16 protein-coding genes and 1 pseudogene are annotated in these 17,693 nt (G+C 68.1%); 11 read left to right on the top strand and 6 right to left on the bottom strand.

Going from position 1 to position 17,693, the window contains the following annotated elements; genetic code table 11:
* Positions 1-99, top strand: a pseudogene (locus IEX72_RS15260) (RNA-guided endonuclease InsQ/TnpB family protein); the annotation flags it as partial.
* A 76-nt stretch (positions 100-175) separates the two neighbouring features.
* Here the strand turns inward: IEX72_RS15260 and IEX72_RS12555 are convergent.
* From IEX72_RS12555 to IEX72_RS12565, 3 genes are read right to left on the bottom strand one after another with little or no spacing between them, the layout of a single operon-like run.
* Positions 176-2,611 (bottom strand): heavy metal translocating P-type ATPase, encoded by a 2,436-nt coding sequence (locus IEX72_RS12555; protein ID WP_188787950.1) that lies wholly within the window; start codon positions 2,609-2,611, stop codon positions 176-178.
* A 2-nt stretch (positions 2,612-2,613) separates the two neighbouring features.
* On the bottom strand, positions 2,614-3,429 hold the full coding sequence (locus IEX72_RS12560) for a sulfite exporter TauE/SafE family protein (protein WP_188787872.1): 816 nt from the start codon (positions 3,427-3,429) through the stop codon (positions 2,614-2,616).
* A 2-nt stretch (positions 3,430-3,431) separates the two neighbouring features.
* The gene (locus IEX72_RS12565) at positions 3,432-3,635 is read right to left on the bottom strand and encodes a cytochrome-ba3 oxidase subunit (protein WP_188787874.1); all 204 of its coding nucleotides are present in this window, start codon (positions 3,633-3,635) and stop codon (positions 3,432-3,434) included.
* 112 nt (positions 3,636-3,747) lie between these two features.
* Here IEX72_RS12565 and IEX72_RS15575 point away from each other — a divergent pair, with 112 nt between their 5' ends.
* Genes IEX72_RS15575 through IEX72_RS12590 form a run of 5 tightly spaced genes read left to right on the top strand, consistent with a single transcriptional unit; the run spans position 3,748 to position 7,109 of the window.
* A complete protein-coding gene (locus tag IEX72_RS15575; protein WP_345782313.1) occupies positions 3,748-3,966 on the top strand; it encodes a hypothetical protein in 219 nt (72 codons plus the stop codon).
* 6 nt (positions 3,967-3,972) lie between these two features.
* Complete coding sequence (locus IEX72_RS12575; protein ID WP_188787876.1) at positions 3,973-4,479, top strand: cytochrome c oxidase subunit II; 507 nt, start codon at positions 3,973-3,975, stop codon at positions 4,477-4,479.
* On the top strand, positions 4,476-6,266 hold the full coding sequence (locus IEX72_RS12580; protein WP_188787878.1) for a b(o/a)3-type cytochrome-c oxidase subunit 1: 1,791 nt from the start codon (positions 4,476-4,478) through the stop codon (positions 6,264-6,266). Before IEX72_RS12575 ends, IEX72_RS12580 begins: the two co-directional genes overlap by 4 nt.
* The gene (locus IEX72_RS12585; protein WP_188787880.1) at positions 6,263-6,478 is read left to right on the top strand and encodes a hypothetical protein; all 216 of its coding nucleotides are present in this window, start codon (positions 6,263-6,265) and stop codon (positions 6,476-6,478) included. Before IEX72_RS12580 ends, IEX72_RS12585 begins: the two co-directional genes overlap by 4 nt.
* A 1-nt stretch (position 6,479) precedes the next feature.
* Positions 6,480-7,109: a DUF7546 family protein gene (locus IEX72_RS12590; protein ID WP_188787883.1), complete on the top strand. Its 630-nt coding sequence runs from the start codon at positions 6,480-6,482 to the stop codon at positions 7,107-7,109.
* Between the two features lie 110 nt (positions 7,110-7,219).
* Here IEX72_RS12590 and IEX72_RS12595 read toward each other — a convergent pair whose 3' ends face one another.
* From IEX72_RS12595 to IEX72_RS12605, 3 genes are read right to left on the bottom strand one after another with little or no spacing between them, the layout of a single operon-like run.
* Positions 7,220-7,861 carry a diacylglycerol/polyprenol kinase family protein gene (locus IEX72_RS12595; protein ID WP_229663832.1) on the bottom strand — a complete coding sequence of 214 codons (642 nt, stop codon included), beginning with the start codon at positions 7,859-7,861 and terminating at the stop codon, positions 7,220-7,222.
* Between the two features lie 2 nt (positions 7,862-7,863).
* The gene (gene glyS / locus IEX72_RS12600) at positions 7,864-9,654 is read right to left on the bottom strand and encodes a glycine--tRNA ligase (protein WP_188787885.1); all 1,791 of its coding nucleotides are present in this window, start codon (positions 9,652-9,654) and stop codon (positions 7,864-7,866) included.
* On the bottom strand, positions 9,654-10,499 hold the full coding sequence (locus IEX72_RS12605; RefSeq protein ID WP_188787887.1) for a CBS domain-containing protein: 846 nt from the start codon (positions 10,497-10,499) through the stop codon (positions 9,654-9,656). The genes glyS and IEX72_RS12605 overlap by 1 nt, the downstream gene beginning before the upstream one ends.
* 399 nt (positions 10,500-10,898) lie before the next feature.
* Here IEX72_RS12605 and IEX72_RS12610 point away from each other — a divergent pair, with 399 nt between their 5' ends.
* The 5 genes from IEX72_RS12610 to IEX72_RS12630 all read left to right on the top strand — a co-directional run bounded on the left by IEX72_RS12610 (position 10,899) and on the right by IEX72_RS12630 (position 17,687).
* On the top strand, positions 10,899-11,066 hold the full coding sequence (locus IEX72_RS12610; protein ID WP_188787889.1) for a DUF7556 family protein: 168 nt from the start codon (positions 10,899-10,901) through the stop codon (positions 11,064-11,066).
* Between the two features lie 145 nt (positions 11,067-11,211).
* Positions 11,212-11,553, top strand: a complete 342-nt coding sequence (locus tag IEX72_RS12615) for a hypothetical protein (RefSeq protein ID WP_188787891.1) — start codon at positions 11,212-11,214, stop codon at positions 11,551-11,553.
* A gap of 227 nt (positions 11,554-11,780) precedes the next feature.
* Positions 11,781-12,200 carry a PPC domain-containing DNA-binding protein gene (locus IEX72_RS12620; RefSeq protein WP_188787893.1) on the top strand — a complete coding sequence of 140 codons (420 nt, stop codon included), beginning with the start codon at positions 11,781-11,783 and terminating at the stop codon, positions 12,198-12,200.
* Positions 12,200-17,371: a DNA polymerase II large subunit gene (gene polC / locus IEX72_RS12625; RefSeq protein WP_188787895.1), complete on the top strand. Its 5,172-nt coding sequence runs from the start codon at positions 12,200-12,202 to the stop codon at positions 17,369-17,371. The genes IEX72_RS12620 and polC overlap by 1 nt, the downstream gene beginning before the upstream one ends.
* Entirely contained in the window at positions 17,355-17,687 is a 333-nt protein-coding gene (locus IEX72_RS12630; RefSeq protein WP_188787896.1) for a phosphorylase family protein, read from the top strand. Before polC ends, IEX72_RS12630 begins: the two co-directional genes overlap by 17 nt.
* Positions 17,688-17,693: the final 6 nt, after the last annotated feature.

The raw sequence follows: 17,693 nt of genomic DNA on the forward strand, positions 1-17,693 counted from the left end.
TCCTCGCCCAAGTCGGGGAGCGGAGACGCAGAAGTAGACCTGCGTGTGAATGGTGGGATGTTGAACGGCGAGAGTCACCGGCCTATTGCTGGTGACTGATTGCCGGGAGTCCACATCAAAGCCCCACCCTCAAGGACCGAGGCGCGTATGCGCCGAGGGAGTAGGGTGGGGTAGTTTACTTCCTGGGAACGAGGCGCCGCCCGGAGTTGAGCACGACCAGCGTGCTGCTCGCTGCCATCGCGAGCGCCGCGAAAAGGGGGTTCAGAAGCCCCGCGGCGGCCAGCGGGACCGCGACAGCGTTGTAACAGAGCGCCCAGACGAGGTTCTGGCGGACCCGCCGGCGGGTTCCGGTCGCGAGGGCGAACAGCGTCGGGACCGGCGCCAGCCGGCCGTCGGCCACCACCGCGTCCGCAGCGTCGGCGGGGAGGGAGGTGCCCCCCGCGATCGCGACCCCCACGTCGGCGGCGGCCAGCGCCGGCGCGTCGTTCGCGCCGTCGCCGATCATCGCCACCCGGCCGCGGTCCCGGAGCCGGCGGATCGCCGCCACCTTCCCGTCGGGAGGGAGGCCCGCGAACACCTCGTCGACGTCGGGGTGGTCGCCGAAGGCGGCGGCCGCGGCCTCGTCGTCGCCCGTGAGCACGACCACGTCGCGGTCGCCGTCCGACAGCGCCGCGACAGTGTCCTGCCAGGTAGCCCGCGGTTCGTCGGCCACGACGAACAGCCCCCGACACCGGCCGTTCCATCCGATCAGGACCGGGACCGCCCCGGACGCGGTCGCCTCGGCGGCCCGCTCGGCGTACCGGTCCGGGATCGTCAGCCCCGCCTCCGCGAGGAGGCCGGGGTGACCCACCACCGTCCGCTGGCCGTCGATCGGCCCGACGACGCCGGTGGGTTCGACTGTCACCGACTCGGCGTCGAGCGCGGGGCTCTCCGTCTCGGGCCGGGCCACGGAGCCCCCGTCGCTCGCGACCGACTCCCGGCGCGGGGTCGGCGTTCCCTCGTCTTCGGCCGGTGCCACTCCCTCGTCTTCGGCCGTCGCCGCGGCGTCGGCCACGATGGCGTCGGCGACCGGGTGGGTTGCGTACCGTTCCAGCGCCGCGGCCCGCTCGATCGCCGCCTCGTCGTCGACGAGTGTCTCGCGGACGGTCATACGGCCGCTGGTGAGCGTCCCGGTCTTGTCGATCGCGACCACGTCGGTCTCGGGCAGGGTCTCGAACAGCGTCCCGCTCGCGACGACGATGCCGTCCTCGGCGGCGCGCTGGACGCCGGCAGCCACCGCGAGCGGCGTGGCGAGCCCCAGCGCACAGGGGCAGGACACCACCAGTACCGTCAACCCGACCAGCAACGCGCTCGTCGGCGTGCCACCCAGGATCAGCGTCGCTCCCGCCGCGAACACCGCAACGGTCACCACGACCGGGACGAACACCGTCGCCAGCCGGTCGGCGAGCCGCTGGACGCCGGGACGGGCGGTCTGGACCGACCAGAGCAGGCCGACGATCCGGTCGAGCGTGCTGGTGGCGTCCGGGCCGACCTCGACCACCAGCGGCGCGTCGGTGACGATCCCCCCGCCGACGACCTCGTCGCCGGGGCGCCGGGTCACCGGCAGCGACTCGCCGGTGACCAGCGCCTCGTCAACGGCCGCGACCCCCTCAACAACGGTCCCGTCGAGCGGGATCCGCTCGCCCGGCCGGACGAGCAGTTCGGTCCCGGGCGTGACGGCGTCGACCGGGCGCTGCTCGCCGTCCCGGGTGCGGGCCGTCTCGACGCTCGCGCCGGTGAGGTCCGACAGGAGGTCGACCGCCTCGCGCTTGACCCCGCGCTCGTAGTAGTTGCCCGCCGTGACCGCAAGCACGATCGCGACGGTCACGTCGAAGTAGACGTCGATCCCGCCGAGGACCGTGATCGCGGAACTGTAGAGGTACGCGCTGACGGCCGCAAGCGACACCAACAGGTCCATGTTGGGCTGTCCGGCCCGCAGGCTGACGTAGGCGCCGCGGAGCAGCGGGAACCCCGTGTAGAACAGCACGATCGAGGCGAACAGCCAGAGCTGTCCCAAGAGGTAGAGCCGGCCGAACGCCCCGAACTCCACGACCGGCGCGAACCCGAAGTGCTGCGGGTAGATGAACAGGACGTACCACACCATCGTCATCATCCCGAAGAACCCGCCCCCGACGAGGAACGCGGCGGTGGGCGACGCCGCCTCCTGCCGATCCGTGACAGAGCGCTGGCTCGCGTCATACCCCGCGACCGACAGCCGGTCGGCAAGTTCGGAGACTGTCAGCGCGTCCTCGTCGTAGACGACCTGCATCGTGTCGGTCGCGTAGCTCGCGGCGGCGGCCTCGATCCCGTCACACTCGGTCGCGGTCGACTCTAAGAACACCTCGCAGGTCGAACAGTGCATCCCGTCAACCGAGAGGTACGCGACCTCGCCGTCGGCGTCCGCGACTGTGGTCTCCCGCTCGACGGCCTCGGGATCGGTCTCCGCCGGGTCCGCGTCGTCGAGTGTTCGTGCGACTTCGAGACACCCACAGCAGCAGTACTCGCCGTCGACAGCCGCGTGGGTGACGGGGTCGGCCGGCAGCGCCAGATCGCAGAGGGTGCACCCGGACACGGTCACAGCGGCTGGTAGAAGGGGACGTTCGGATACGGAAGCGCGACGCCGAACAGCATCAGCCCGTGGGCGAGCGGGAGGTAGCCGAGGACGACGAACACGGCTCCGAGCGCCCGGTGGAGCGTCGTGCGGTGCCCCACCGAGATCGAGCCGATCGCGAGCCCGTAGGCGAGTAGGGTCGGGATCGTCCCCACTCCGAGGACGCCGAGGACGAGCGCGCCGCGGACCGGGTCGCCCACAACGAGCGCGTAGAGGTACGCCGGATAGAGGATCGGACACGGCAACAGCGCGTGAACGGCGCCCAGGCCGATGATCTTCGGCGATCCGACGAGCCGGTCGACCCGCGCGGTGAGGACGCCCGTCACGACCCGGAACCCCCGGCCGACGAGCGGAAGCCCCGTGACGGCGCCGGTGATCGCCGTCCCGCGAACGAGGTAGCCGACCCCGACGGCGACGATCAGGCTGCCCACGACGATCCCGACGCTCCCGCGGATCGCCGAGGCGACGGGTGTGATCGCCGTCGCCCCGGCGACGAGTCCGCCAACCAGCCCCAACACGCCGCCGACGGCGGCGTAGCCGATTGTGCGCCCGACGTTGAACAGCCCGTGCTGGCGGACGTCGGCGACGGTGATCCGGTCGCGCCTCCGCGGGTCGCGGTCGGCGGTGAGCCGCTCGGCGTACGTCGAGACCAGCGGGCCACACATCCCGAGGCAGTGGGCCCCCGCGAGGAGCCCGATCACGAGGAATAGCAGCAGGTCGGCGTCACTCCCGAGGGCCTCAACCGCTGGCGTGGCGGCCGCGGTTGTCGGGAACGGCATCGTCACGCGCCGCCGGGCGCCGGATCGTCGGGCTCTTCGGCCGGCGGGTCGTGTGGCGACAGCGCGACCGCGAGACTCGCCGCGATCACGACGACGTTGACGACGGTCACCGCCGCGACGAGTTCGGAGCCGAGCACGACGAACACGGCCGCCGGCACCAGCGCGAGCAGCGCGAGCAGGCTGACAGCCCGTGGCGTGAGTTCCATACGGGAGTGATACACCGACTGTTGCTTGAATCGTCGTGCCGTTCTCAGATTCTTGGAACGTGAGCCGCGTATAAATCACGCAAACAAGTGAGCGTCGTGTATGAACGAGGGGATGGTTTCGGCCGACGACGGGGCGACACACGGCGACCTCGAACGCAGCGTCTCGGCGCCGCCGGATCAAGCCGACGTCGATCGGACCCTGTCACACGAGGAGTTCGACCCGAAGGGAACGCTCGCGTTGATCCTGGTGTACTTCGCGATCCTGGTGGGCATGTGGGTGTTCATGTACTTCGTCGAGTTCCTCGGCAACGGGCTGACGGTGGTGGGGTGATTGCGGATGCACATCCACCAGTACGAGAAGCTCTGGCTCGGGCTGTCGCTGCTTCTCATCGTCGGGTTCGTCGCGACGGTCACGTACGGGGCCGTCGGCACGCCGGCGATCAGTATGATCGGCGACGACGGTGACACCCTCAACCCGAACGCGATCGACGACCACCCGGAGTTCGGTGACCCGGGCGTCGAGAAGGTGGGTGAAAGCGAGTACGCGGCGTACGTCGTCGCCCGACAGTTCATGTTCCAGCCGGACCCGATCGTCGTCCCCGCCAACACCACCGTCACGTTCTACGTCACCTCGGCCGACGTGATTCACGGGTTCAGCGTTGTCGGTACCAACGCGAACACGATGGTCATCCCCGGTGAAGTCGCCGAGTTGACCGTCGAAATCAACGACCCCGGGGAGTACGGTATCGTGTGTCACGAGTACTGCGGGAACGGCCACCACGGCATGGAGGGGCTGTTGAAGGTCGTTCCGGCGGACGAGTACGACGGGGGTGACGCCGAATGAGCACCGGTTCGGGCGCCGCGACGTTCGTCGATCGCTACCCGGAGGAGGCGTCGATCGTCCGGCAGGCCTTCTTCGTCGCGTTCGTGGCGTTCGGGCTCGGGGCGCTGTTCGGGGTGATCCAGGCGCTCCACCGGACCGACATCCTGCGGTTCATTCCGTCGACGGACTACTACACCGTGCTCACCGCTCACGGCGTCCTGCTCGTGATCGTGTTCACGATCTTCTTCCTCGTCGGCCTGTTCCAGTGGGCGATCACCCGGAGCTTCGACCGGCCGGTCGAAGACATCCGGATCACCAAGGCGTGGCTGGCGCTGATGTCGGTCGGGTCGGTGGTCACCGGGGTCACGATCCTGCTTGGGTTCGTCGACGAGGTCGGGATCAGCGCCGACGTGCTCTTTACGTTCTACGCGCCGCTGCAGGCGCATCCGCTGTTCTACGCGGGGCTGGCGGTCTTCCTGGTGGGGACGTGGATCGCCGGCGCCGACTGGTTCCGGTCGTGGCTGGCGTGGAACGCGGAGCACCCCGACGACCGAATCCCGCTCCAGGCGTTCGTGGTCCTGACGACCATGTTGATGTGGTACATCGCGACCATCGGCGTCGCGGTCGCGGTGCTGTTCTTCCTGCTGCCGTGGTCGCTCGGGCTGATCGAAACCGTGAATCCGCTGTTGACCCGGACGCTGTTCTGGTTCTTCGGCCACCCGGTTGTCTACTTCTGGCTCATGCCGGCGTACCTACTGTGGTACACCGTGTTGCCGAAGATCGCCGGCGGACGGCTGTTCAGCGACCCGCTCGCGCGGGTCGTGTTCGTGCTCTTCCTGCTGCTGTCGACGCCGGTGGGGATCCACCACCAGTATCTCGACCCCGGCATCGCTGAGAGCTTCAAGTTCATCGCCATGACCAACACGATGTTCCTGCTGCTGCCGAGCCTGCTGACCGCGTTCACGGTCGTCGCGAGCGTCGAACACGGAGCCAGACAGCGCGGCGGGACGGGGTTGTTCGGGTGGCTTCGCGCGCTGCCGTGGCGGGATCCGGCGTTCACCGGGATGATGCTCGCGGGACTCATGTTCGCCGCCGGCGGGTTCTCCGGCATGATCAACGCGGGCATGAACATCAACTACCTCGTCCACAACACCCTCTGGGTGCCCGGCCACTTCCACCTCACCGTCGGGACCGCGGTCGCGCTCACGATGATGGCGGGGACCTACTGGCTGTGGCCACAGCTCACCAACCGGCGGCTCTACTCCCGGCCGATCGGGCTGCTCCAGGTGGTCGTCTGGTTCGGCGGTATGGCGCTCATGTCCAACGCGATGCACGTCTCCGGGCTGTACGGCATCCCGCGGCGAACCGCCGAACCCCAGTATCAGGGGTTCGACTTCTCCACCGCGTTCGGGAGCGTCGCGGAGCTCAACGTCCAGCTCGCGATCGGCGGGACGCTACTCTTCGTCTCGGCGCTCCTGTTCTTGGCCAACCTCGCGTTCTCGTGGGGCAATCCCACGACCTCGGGGCTGGGCCAGACGCTCCCGCCGGCGCTCTCCGGGCCCGACGACAGCCCGCGGGTCCTCGACAACATGCGGCTCTGGGCCGCGATCGCCCTGGTGCTCGTCGCGCTGGCGTACGCGCTGCCGCTCGGCGCGATCGTCGCCGACAGCGGCCTGTTCGGTCCGGGCGGTGACGCCTATCCCGTCACGGTCGTCCTCAACTCCGTCGCGGTCACCGCAGAGCGCCTGACGGCCTCGGTGGGTGCCACACTCGCCGACGTCGGCGGCGTGCTGGAGGTGATCCGATGACCGGGAACCCCCTCCGGATCGAGACGAGCGGCGGCGTTCTCGTGGGGTTCGTGGTGCTCGCCGTCGTCGTTTTCGAGCTCAGGACGGTTCTGGGCATGCTGTTCGGGATCGACGTCTCCGGGGTCGTCTACTTCCCGGTGGCACTGGCCGTCCTCGTGGGGCTGCTCGTCGCCGAGAACGCGCTCCGGAGCGTCGGGTCGAAGGAGGGGTGAGGTGAGCGCACACACCGTGCGGGAGGGGCTTCCGTCGGGGCTGATCGTGGCCGCGGTCGGTGTCGGGCTTCTGGTGGGGTACACCGCTGCGGTCGATCCGGTCGTCCGGACACCCGCGCAGGTCGCGTACCCACTGGTGTGGGTCGTCGTGAGCGGAGCGGCGCTCGCGCGGTACGTCGTGCCGGCGATCGCGTCGTCGTCGCTCCCCGCGCTCGCGGTCGGCGGAGGGTACACGGTCGTGTTGCAGTACACCGCCGGGCTGCTCGGTCCGGGGTCCGCGCCGTCGTCGACCAGCGTCCACCTGGCGCTTCCGGGGTGGGGGCCCGCCGTCGTCCACACCGGGTCGCTGGTGTCGGTCAGGCTGATCCCGTTTCTCACGATCGGCTACCTCACCCTGGGGGCGCTCGCGGCCGTCGCCCTCGACCGGACGTGGAGCGCCTCCGGCCCGGGCGTGCTGGGGCTGTTCGCCTGCGTGTCGTGTACAGCACCCCTGATCGGCGGGGTTGCGGGGTCGCTCGGCGCCGGGACCGTCGCTACGACGGTCTCACACGCGCAGTATCCGCTGGCCACCGGCGCCTTCCTGGTCTCGGTCGCCGGGTTTGCCTGGCTCCTCCCGACGGCGGAGCGGTGACCGCTGGGGTCCCGGCTCGAGGGTCGGTCACAGCAGTCGACGCGGTCGCGACGCGCCGGGACGATACGCTCCCGCGACGTGTGATGCCACCACGGGCACGTGGCGAAGCGCTACGCCACCACGGACGCGGTCCCGGTCGCCACCAGCACCACGCTTCCGGCGACGGCCGCCGCAAGCGGGATCGACGCGTTGTCGTCGACGACATACCCCCGGATCACGGGCGTGAACCCGTCGGCGACGGTCGCCGCCAGCGCGGCCGCGACCGACGCCGCGACGCCGGCCGGAGCGCCCGCTTCGGGAACCAAAATCGGCACCGAAACCGCGAGACAGACCGCGAACATCGCTCCGAGCGTCCGCAGCCGCTTGGGTTCGCCCGCCTCGCGGGTCGTCGACAGGAGCCCCGAGATCGGGTCGCCGATCGTCAGCATCAGCGTCGCCGGGACAGCGACGTGCGGCGCGAACGTCAGCACCACCGCGGTGATGCTGAACATGTATAATCCATACCCCGCCACGTTGTCCTGCTCGTACGGGCGGGTGAGTTCGTCGTAGACGGCCCACTCGAACCCGACCACCAGCCGAACGAACTCCAGGGTCGCCGCGACCGCCGAACACGCAAGCATCACGTGCCCGAACTCCCGCCACGTAACCAACTCCAGGACGTAGAGAAGCGGCAGCCCTGTGCCGCTGGCGTGGACGAGACGCCGCTTGAACTCGCCGCGTTTGAGCACCTCCGAGAGCGTGGCGAGAAGCACCGCTACGAGCCCGCGTCGGTCGTGACGGCGTCGTACGCCGCGACGAGTCCGTCGAACGACGTGTCGCCGTCCATCACGGCGTCGAGTTCGGTCGACAGCGACTCGACCGGGAGCCGGACCTGCCGCCCGGAGTCGCGCTCGCGGACAGTCACCGTGTCGGGACCGTCGCCCTCCAGCCCGTCGCGGTCGACGGTGACGCAGAACGGCGTGCCGACCTCGTCCTGCCGGCGGTACCGGCGCCCGATGCTGCCGGAGTCGTCGTGGGTGACGCTGAACCCCGCCCGCCGGAGGTCGTCCACAATCGCCTCCGCGCGGTCGACGAGTTCGGGGACGTTCGAGACCAGGGGGAACACCCCGACGTCAGTGGGCGCGACCGTCGGCGACAACGAGAGGTACGTGCGCGTCTCGTCGTCGACCTCGTCCTCGTTGTACGCGTGCGCCAGCAGTGTGTACACCGTCCGGTCGACGCCGAAGGAGGGCTCGATCACGTGGGGGGTGATGTGCTCGCCGTTGATCGTCCGCTCCTCGATCCGGAAGCCGGCGACGTCGGTGTCGACGGTCCGGGTCTCGCCGCCGACGGAGACAGTGACCGTCTCGCCGTCGAACGCCGCGGGGTTGCGGTCGGCGAGTTCTTCGAGCGCCGAGGCGACGTCCGCCGCCTCGCTGCCGTACTCGGGGCCGAGCACGCTCATGTCCGGGTCGACGACCGCCCGTTCTACGTCCCTCGGCTCGTCGAACTCCCGGAAGATGGTGAAGTCGTCGTCAGCGTGGTCGGCGTGCTTCGAGAGGTCGTAGTCGCCCCGGTAGGCGAACCCCGCGATCTCGATCCAGTCGCCGTCGACCTCGCTCTCGGCGTCCCAGCAGTCCGCGGCGTAGTGGGCCCGCTCGCCCGCGAGGTGCTGGCGGAACCGGAACCGATCCATGTCAACGCCCAGCGTCTCGTACCACTCCTGGGCGATCCCGACGAAGTAGCCGATCCACGGGTCGCCGATCGTCCCCGCGGCGACCGCCTCCCCGACCGTCGTTTCGACGTACTCGCCGCCGTCATCGTGCTGTTCGGTCGCGGGGTAGAGCGTGACCTCAACGTCGGCGACGCTGTCGAGGTGGGGGTCGTCGCGCTCGGGGTCGACGAACTGCTCGAGTTCCGCCTGGGTGAACTCCCGGGTGCGGACGATGCTCTTCCGCGGCGAGATCTCGTTGCGGTAGGCGCGGCCGATCTGGGTCACGCCGAACGGGAGGCTGTTGCGGGCGTACTCCTTGATCCGCGGGAACTCAACGAAGATGCCCTGGGCGGTCTCCGGTCGGAGATACCCCGGCGTCGACGACCCCGGCCCGATATTCGTCTCGAACATGAGGTTGAACTGCGTGACGGCCTCGTCGGCGAGGTCGCCGCCGCAGGTGGGACACCGGATGTCGTGGTCGGCCACCAGGTCTTCGACCTCCGCGAGCGGAAGCGACTCGGCGTCCTCGATCGGCGTGTTGTCCTCAAGCAGGTGGTCCGCGCGGTGGGACTCCCCGCAGTCGGGACACGCCACGAGCATATCGTCGAAGCCGTCGAGGTGGCCCGACGCCTCGAAAACGGGCTCGGGCATGATCGTGGGAGCCTCGATCTCGAAGTTGCCCTCCCGGACGGTGAACCGGTCGCGCCACGCGTCCTCGACGTTGGCTTTCAGCGCCGCGCCTTGGGGGCCGAAAGTGTAAAACCCCGCCGCGCCGCCGTACGCCTCGGTGGCGCCGAAAAAGTAGCCGCGGCGCTTTGCGAGCTCCGCGAGCCGTTCGCCCTCCCCGCTCATCACACCGCCTCCACGAGGTCGACGTCGCGGACGATACCTACGAGTTCGTCGCCGGCGACAAGCGGGATCTGCTCGATGTCCTCGGTGATCAGCGTCTGTGCGACCGCCATCGCCGGCTTTGTCCGGGAGACTGCGGTGATGTCGTCGGACATGAATCTCGAAGCGGGCTCGGCGGGGATCTCGACGTTCCGGGTGGGGATATACCGCTTACCCACCGCCTTGATTCCCTCCCACATCCAGTCGTCGTCCTGGCTGGCGACCGAGTCGCCGGTGTCGTCTTCGCCCTCGACCACGCGGGCGACGTTGATGATGTCGACTTCGGTGAGGATGCCCGCCATCGACCCCTCGCTGTCGAGACAGACGGTGTAGGGGACGTTCGCGTAGTAGATCTCCCGTTCGGCGACCGGCAGCGGTGTCTCCTGGTGGGTGGTGTTCACGTCTCGTGTGGCGACGTCGCCGGCGGTGGTGTCGACCACGACCTCCTCGCGAGCGATGGTCCGGATCACGTCGGTGATGGTGATGATGCCGTCGAGTCGGCCGTCGACCACCGGGACCCGTCGGGTGCCCGCGTCGACCATCAGCCGTGCCGCCTCCTCGACGGTGGCGTCGGCCGAGACCGTCGGGACCTCACGCATCAGCACCGCGAGTTGGCCTTCGTCGGGGCGTTCGATCAGCTCCTGCCGGGAGACCAGCCCGCGGTACGCCTCCCCGTCGTCGGTCTGCTTGACGACCGGAACCGAGGAGAAGCCCCGCTCCTGGAGATACTCCAGCACGTCGTCGCGGGTCCCCGGGAGTTCGGCAGTGACCAGCTCCTCGCGGGGCGTCATCGCGTCGGCAACGTTCATACGCGCCATACTCCGCCACACCTCTTGTACCCTTTGAAGCCCCAGACGGTCGTGTTTCGGTGAGCGACGACCGACCGGAGAATCGTCGCCGGGCGGGAATAGAAGCGGCCGCGGCCTCAACGGCGTTGACGGGGGCTGGCGTGTGACCGGGTGAGCGCAGACGCGGGAATTGTATCGGGGCCGGGCCCCGAGGCACTCACCTCGCTCTTTTGTAGATTCGGCGATGGCGTTGCCGACGGCACGACGTTTCGCAGAACACCGGTCGCGTGAGACATATGTAGTTCTTTGTGGGATATATAGTCCTACTCTGGCATTTTTTTGAGTAATACCACACGTTCGTTCTTCAGCTCGCCGTGGCGTTCCGACGGGTTTATGTATGAGTGAGACACACTACCAAACATGACGCAGAACGTGACGGCGGTGACGGACGCGTCGCACGCCGAGGTTATGGCCTCGGTTGACCCCTCACCCGCGCAGCCGGAGTTCGTCATTGCGGACATCTCCCGCGACGAGGCGTGGGTATCGATGCCGGCGTCGGAAGCGGCGTCGCTTCACGAGTGGATCTGACGCCGACTCAGCCGTCGAACCGCGTTCCCGCCTCGCGTCCGTCGGTCCCGATCCCGACACCGACTGGTTCGGCACACCCCGTCCGACGCAACGACGCATCCGACCCGGCAGAAACGCCGACTGGCCGCTTGGCCGACACGCCAGCGTGAACCGGAGGCTCGTGGTCGCGATCGGCGTGGGCGTCGCCGTGGGGGCGGCGTACTTCGGGCTGCTCGTTCCGGACTGGTTCGTCGCGCTCGGAGCCGCGACCGTCTACGCCGGCGCAGCGTACCTGTATCTCGCGTCCGACGGTCCGCTCCTGGGATCGTCTCCCCGGTTCGAGGATCGGATCGACCGGGTCGGCTACGCGATCGGGGTGTTCGGGGTGAGCGTGAGTCCGCTCGCGTTCGCACAGCACTACGGCGGCGGGACTGCGACGGTCGCGTTCGTGGGGTGGACGGTGGGCGTGATCGCGTTCGTCCGACTGGCAGCAACAACCGGCGCGTAGGCCGTTCACAGCGCGTCGAGAACGACGTCGACGGCCGTTCCGAGAACCTCAACACCCACTGATTTCGCCCGGTCGATAAAGCCGCTGTCGTCCGCGTCGTCTGCGTCGGTCATAGGTTCGGAGTCACCCCCAAACGACGCACCCGTGGTACTTGTACGCTTGGCGGGTTCCCACACCGACTCACCCCGAACACAGTGTTTTTGTTCGCGTCTCCCGAGTGGGCGGGTATGCAGTACCGCGAGGTTGACGCGACCCGGGAGTTCCTGCTTCGACTCGAAACGGGCGCCGACTGGCGCACGGAGATCGAGGAGTTCGCCGACCTCGAAGACATCGACGCGGCGTGGTTCCAGGCAATGGGTGCGGTCCAGGACGCCGAGGTCTGGTTCTACGACCAAGACGACACGGAGTACCAGTCAGTGCGGTTCGACGAACCACTGGAGGTGGCAGCCTGCGTCGGCAACGTCGCAGACCTCGGGGGAGAGCGGTTCGCCCACACCCACGCGGTCCTCTCGCGCCCCAGCGGCCAGTCGCTTGCGGGCCACCTCAACGCCGCCACCGTGTTTGCGGGCGAGGTGTACCTCCGGGCGTTCGAGGAACCGCTGACCCGGGACCACGACGAGACCACCGACCTGGACCTCTGGCTCTGATGCACGCCGACGACGAGCGGTATTTCGAGCGGATCGAAGACCGCCTCGACAAGGCGTTCGACCGCGCCGAGCGCGCAAAGCGGCAGGGCCACGACCCCGAACCGGAGGTGGAGATCCCGGTCGCAAGGGACATGGCCGACCGCGTCGAGAACATCCTCGGGATCGACGGTGTCGCCGACCGCGTCCGCGACCTCGAGGGCCAGATGTCCCGCGAGGAGGCCGCCCTCGAGCTCGTCACCGACTTCGTGGAGGGCGCTGTCGGCGACTACGATGGTCGAGCGGGGAAAATCGAGGGCGCGGTGCGGACCGCGGTCGCGCTCCTGACCGAGGGCGTTGTTGCCGCCCCGATCGAGGGGATCGACCGGGTCGAGGTCGTGGACGGTGGCGGCGGCACCGAGTTCGTGAACGTCTACTACGCCGGCCCGATCCGGTCGGCGGGCGGGACCGCCCAGGCGCTCTCCGTGCTGGTCGCGGACTACGCCCGCTCGCTCCTGGGAATCGACGAGTACCGCGCCCGCGGCGACGAGATCGAACGGTACGCCGAGGAGGTGGCCCTCTACGACAAGGAGACCGGGCTCCAGTACACGCCGAAGAACAAGGAGACGACGTTCATCGCCGAACACATGCCGATTATGCTCGACGGCGAGGCCACCGGCGACGAGGAGGTCTCGGGGTTCCGTGATCTCGAACGGGTCGACACCAATTCGGCCCGGGGTGGCATGTGTCTGGTGCTCGCCGAGGGAATCGCGCTGAAGGCGCCGAAGATCCAGCGGTACACCCGCGAGCTGGAGGAGGTGGAGTGGCCGTGGCTCCAGGACCTCATCGACGGCACGATCGGGGGGGAATCGGGGGAGGACGGCCACGGGGACCGAGGGAGCGACGCCGACAGCGACGGCGAGGAGGGGAGCAACGGCGACGCTGCCGACACCGAGGTGTCGACGCCGGCAGGCCCCAGCCGCCCCGATGCCTCCGAGAAATACCTCCGGGACCTGATCGCCGGCCGACCGGTGTTCGGCCACCCCAGCGCCTCCGGGGGGTTCCGGCTTCGGTATGGCCGGGCGCGGAACCACGGCTTCGCGACCGCGGGGGTCCACCCCGCGACAATGCACCTCGTCGACGACTTCCTCGCGACGGGGACCCAGATCAAGACCGAACGGCCCGGAAAGGCCGCGGGGGTCGTCCCGGTCGATTCAATCGAGGGGCCGACGGTCCGACTCGCAAACGGCGACGTGCGCCGGATCGATGATCCGGAAGCGGCGCTCGCGGTCCGGAACGGCGTCGAGGAGATCCTGGATCTGGGTGAGTACCTAGTGAACGTCGGGGAGTTCGTCGAGAACAACCACCCGCTCGCGCCCGCGTCGTACGTCTTCGAGTGGTGGATCCAGGACTTTTCGGCGGCGGGCGGCCCCGTCCAGGCGCTCGAAGACGACCCCGCGGTCGACCTCGAAGCGCCGACGCCCGCGGAGGCCCACGAGTGGGCGACTGCGTACGACTGTCCGCTTCACCCCGAGTACACCTACCTCTGGCACGACGTATCGGTCGACCAGTTCGTCGGCCTCGCGGCGGCCGTCGAGAACGGGCGGGTGGTCGCACCCGAAGCCGACGGCGGGGTTGCGGGGGAGCGAGCAAGCGAGCGCGGACCGAACAACGGCGCGGACGACGACCCCGGCGCGACCGACGACGCGCTGGAACTCCCGAACGGCGACGCGACCGCGCGCACGCTCGAACGCCTGCTCGTCGAGCACACCCAGCGCGGGGAGACCATCCGGATCCCCGAGTGGCGACCGGTGGTGCGGTCGCTGGGGTTCGAGGTCGCCGGCGACAGCGCCCGGCTCGAACGGGCGTGGACGGAGTCCGCGCTGTCGGCCGAGGCGCGCGGGTGGGACGACGGCGACAGCGCGCTGCGGGCGGTCAACGAGGTCGCGCCCTACGAACTCCGGGAGCGCGCGCCCACCCGGATCGGCAACCGCATGGGCCGCCCCGAGAAGTCGGAGTCGCGGGACCTCTCGCCCGCAGTCCACACCCTCTTTCCCATCGGCGAGGCCGGCGGCAGCCAGCGCGACGTGGGGAAGGCCGCCCGCGCCCGCGACGACGAGGGGCGGCGCGGCGTCGTTGACGTGCGGGCGGGCGATCGGGTGTGCCCGAACTGCGGCACCCACACCTACCGGACGCGGTGTCCCGACTGCGAGACCCACACCGAACCCCACTACGAGTGCGACGAGTGCGGGCAGGTCGTCCGCCCCGACGAGTCCGGGCGGGTCCACTGCGACCGGTGTGATCGTGCGGTCGAGAGCCCCGAGTGGGTCTCGATCGACATCGGCGAGGAGTACCGCGACGCACTGGAAGCCGTCGGCGAGCGGGAGTCCGCCTACGAGATCATGAAGGGTGTGAAGGGGCTCACTTCCGCGGACAAGACCCCCGAACCGATGGCGAAAGGCGCGTTACGGGCGAAAAACGGCGTGACCGCGTTCAAGGACGGCACCGTCCGGTACGACATGACCGACCTCCCGGTCACGTCGGTCCGGCCCTCTGAGCTCGACGCGACCGCCGACGACTTCCGCGAACTCGGGTACGAGACCGACGTGGACGGCGAGCCGCTGGAGTTCGACGACCAGCTGGTCGAACTGAAGGTCCAAGATGTCGTGCTCTCCGACGGCGCCGCCGAGCACATGCTCAAGACGGCGGACTTCGTCGACGACCTGCTCACGGAGTTTTACCACCTCCCCCCCTTCTACGAGGTCGACGAGCGCGACGACCTCGTGGGGAAACTCGTCTTCGGAATGGCGCCGCACACCTCCGCCGCGGTGGTCGGCCGCGTGGTCGGCTTTACCTCGGCGGCGGTCGGGTACGCACATCCGTACTTCCACGCCGCAAAGCGGCGGAACTGCTTCCACCCCGAGACGAAGGTGTGGTACCGGGACGAATCCGGGGAGTGGCGCCACGACCAGATCGCTTCGCTCGTTGAGGACCGTCTCGATCCCGAATCCGCTGACGAAGACGACTTCGGGACGCTCGTAGAGGAACTCAACGGCGACGTGATGGTTCCCTCCATCACCGAGGACGGCGAGGAGGTGCTTCGGCCCGTTGAGGCCGTGTCGAAGCACGTCGCGCCGGAGCATATGCTGGAGATAACGACGCGGAGCGGACGGTCGATCACGGTGACACCGGACCACGAGCTACACGTTTTCGACGGTGGCGGGATCCGATCGAAACAGGCGAGAGAGATAGACGAGGACGATCACGTGATCAAACCGGCCCACCTCGACAGTATCGAGGCGAGCGAACCGAAAACGTTCGACCTGCTGTCGGAGTTCGTCGACTCACCGGTGATCGGCAATGATCGACTGATGATCAAGGGGCTTGAAAAAGAGGCACTCTACGATCTGTTCACTGATCGACTGGCCGACGGTTGGGATGGCCGCTTCTACCCGCTACAGAGCACCGCCGAACATCTCGACCTCACGAAGAAAGGGCTGAGCAACCACCTCTATCGCGGGAGCATCCCCGCAGAGATCCTGCTGGAGTTCTTCGATTCGGCCGAGGCGATGCTGGAGTTCGTCCCCTCCGACGTGCGACTCGGTGTGAAACGCGATTCGTCCGAGATCGACAGGACGATTCAACTGACCGAGCACGTTGCTACGCTGCTCGGATACTACGCGGCCGAGGGGTTCGCCCGCAAACAGGACACCCCGAAGGGGACTATCCACCAGGCGACAATACGCGGAACGGAGGCGGAGGCGCGAGACTTCTACGTTGACGTGCTCGGGGAGGAGTTCGGCGTCGAACCATATCGCGAGGATCACGCGAAAGTGACAGTGTCGAGTCGACTGCTCCACGCGTTCTTCGACACCGTCCTCAACGCCGGGGTGTACGCGCACACCAAACGGGTTCCGGACTGCATCTTCGATGCACCGGAGTACATCATTGGCGCGTATCTGAGCGGCTACTTCAGCGGTGACGGCTCCGCTGACAAGGCAACCCCACGAGTCACCGCGAACACAGTGAGCCCGGAACTCAAATCGGACCTGCTCGCGCTGCTCACCCGTCTCGGGATCAGCGGACAGGTGAATGACCGTCCTCAAGTCCTCCTTCGGGAGCAGTTCCCCGAATGCTACGACAAGGACGACGAGTCACTATCACGTCCTGGTTTCGAAATCTCCGTCTCGGGAGACGACGTTGTCCAGTTTGCCAGACAAGTCGGATTCCACCTCACCCGGAAGGATCGGACGCTTCGCGGGCACACGTTCGATAGAGAAGCGGATGGGCGAATTCCGTACTGCTACGACGGTGGGACGGACAACTATTTTATCGACCCGGTCGACGGAATCGAGTACGTCAGCGACACACCTGAGCACGTCTACTGTCTCACCGTCGAAGATACCCACTCCCTCGTTGCGAATGATATGTCAATTCGTCAATGCGACGGCGACGAGGATTGCGTGATGTTGCTCATGGACGGCCTGCTGAACTTCTCGAAGCAATATTTGCCGGATCAACGCGGCGGTCGGATGGACGCGCCCCTCGTGATGTCCTCCCGGATCGACCCCAGCGAGATCGACGACGAGGCGCACAACATGGACGTGGTCCGGCAGTACCCCCGAGAGTTCTACGAGTCGACGCAGGAGATGGCCGACCCCGACGGGGTCGAGGAGGTGATCCGGTTGGCCGAAGAGAGCGTCGGTACCGACGACGAGTATCGGGGATTCGACCACACCCACGACACCTCCGACATCGCGCTCGGTCCGGACCTCTCGGCGTACAAGACCCTGGATTCCATGAAAGACAAGATGGACGCCCAACTGGAGCTCTCCCGGAAGCTCCGCGCGGTCGAAGAGACCGACGTGGCCGAGCGGATCATCGAATACCACTTCCTCCCCGACCTGATCGGGAACCTCCGGGCGTTTTCCAGACAGGAGACCCGGTGTCTCGACTGCGGGGCGAAGTATCGGCGGATGCCGCTGACCGGCGACTGTCGAGAGTGCGGCGGTCGGGTGAACCTCACCGTCCACCAGGGGTCAGTGAACAAGTACATGGACACCGCGATCCGCGTCGCCGACGAGTTCGGGTGTCGAGAGTACACCAAACAGCGTCTGGAGGTCTTAGAACGCAGCCTCGAGTCGGTCTTCGAGAACGACAAAAACAAGCCCACGACGTTTGCAGACTACATGTGAGTCGACCGCCGCGCCCGTCTACACCGACGCGACGTCAACGACCGACGCGACGTCAACGACCGACGCGACCGACGCTCCGTTCCGGGAGATCGAGGCCGCGATCGAGCGGGCGCCTGAAGCGGGGGTCCTCGCGGTCGAGAGAGAGGCCGCCGGGCTGTGCACCTTTGCCGAGCGCCGGGACCGTCCGGTGGTCTGTGTCGCGTGCGTGACGGCCGAGATGGGTCGCGGCGAGGGGGGTGACGCCGACGGGAGCACGGCCGCCCTGGAGGTGGTCGGCGCCGTGCTCAACCCGTGGGACGGGGAGGCAACCGAGTGACCGCCC

Source organism: Halobellus salinus, assembly GCF_014646875.1.
GTDB lineage: Archaea > Halobacteriota > Halobacteria > Halobacteriales > Haloferacaceae > Haloquadratum > Haloquadratum salinum.

Excerpts from the sequence above, each read along its gene's own strand:
- IEX72_RS12580 (WP_188787878.1), top strand. The coding sequence starts at position 4,476 with ATGAGCACCGGTTCGGGCGCCGCGACGTTCGTCGATCGCTACCCGGAG.
- IEX72_RS12605 (WP_188787887.1), bottom strand. The coding sequence starts at position 10,499 with ATGAACGTTGCCGACGCGATGACGCCCCGCGAGGAGCTGGTCACTGCC.
- IEX72_RS12575 (WP_188787876.1), top strand. The coding sequence starts at position 3,973 with ATGCACATCCACCAGTACGAGAAGCTCTGGCTCGGGCTGTCGCTGCTT.
- IEX72_RS12620 (WP_188787893.1), top strand. The coding sequence starts at position 11,781 with ATGCAGTACCGCGAGGTTGACGCGACCCGGGAGTTCCTGCTTCGACTC.
- IEX72_RS12565 (WP_188787874.1), bottom strand. The coding sequence starts at position 3,635 with ATGGAACTCACGCCACGGGCTGTCAGCCTGCTCGCGCTGCTCGCGCTG.
- IEX72_RS12560 (WP_188787872.1), bottom strand. The coding sequence starts at position 3,429 with ATGCCGTTCCCGACAACCGCGGCCGCCACGCCAGCGGTTGAGGCCCTC.
- IEX72_RS15575 (WP_345782313.1), top strand. The coding sequence starts at position 3,748 with ATGGTTTCGGCCGACGACGGGGCGACACACGGCGACCTCGAACGCAGC.
- polC (WP_188787895.1), top strand. The coding sequence starts at position 12,200 with ATGCACGCCGACGACGAGCGGTATTTCGAGCGGATCGAAGACCGCCTC.
- IEX72_RS12610 (WP_188787889.1), top strand. The coding sequence starts at position 10,899 with ATGACGCAGAACGTGACGGCGGTGACGGACGCGTCGCACGCCGAGGTT.
- IEX72_RS12585 (WP_188787880.1), top strand. The coding sequence starts at position 6,263 with ATGACCGGGAACCCCCTCCGGATCGAGACGAGCGGCGGCGTTCTCGTG.
- glyS (WP_188787885.1), bottom strand. The coding sequence starts at position 9,654 with ATGAGCGGGGAGGGCGAACGGCTCGCGGAGCTCGCAAAGCGCCGCGGC.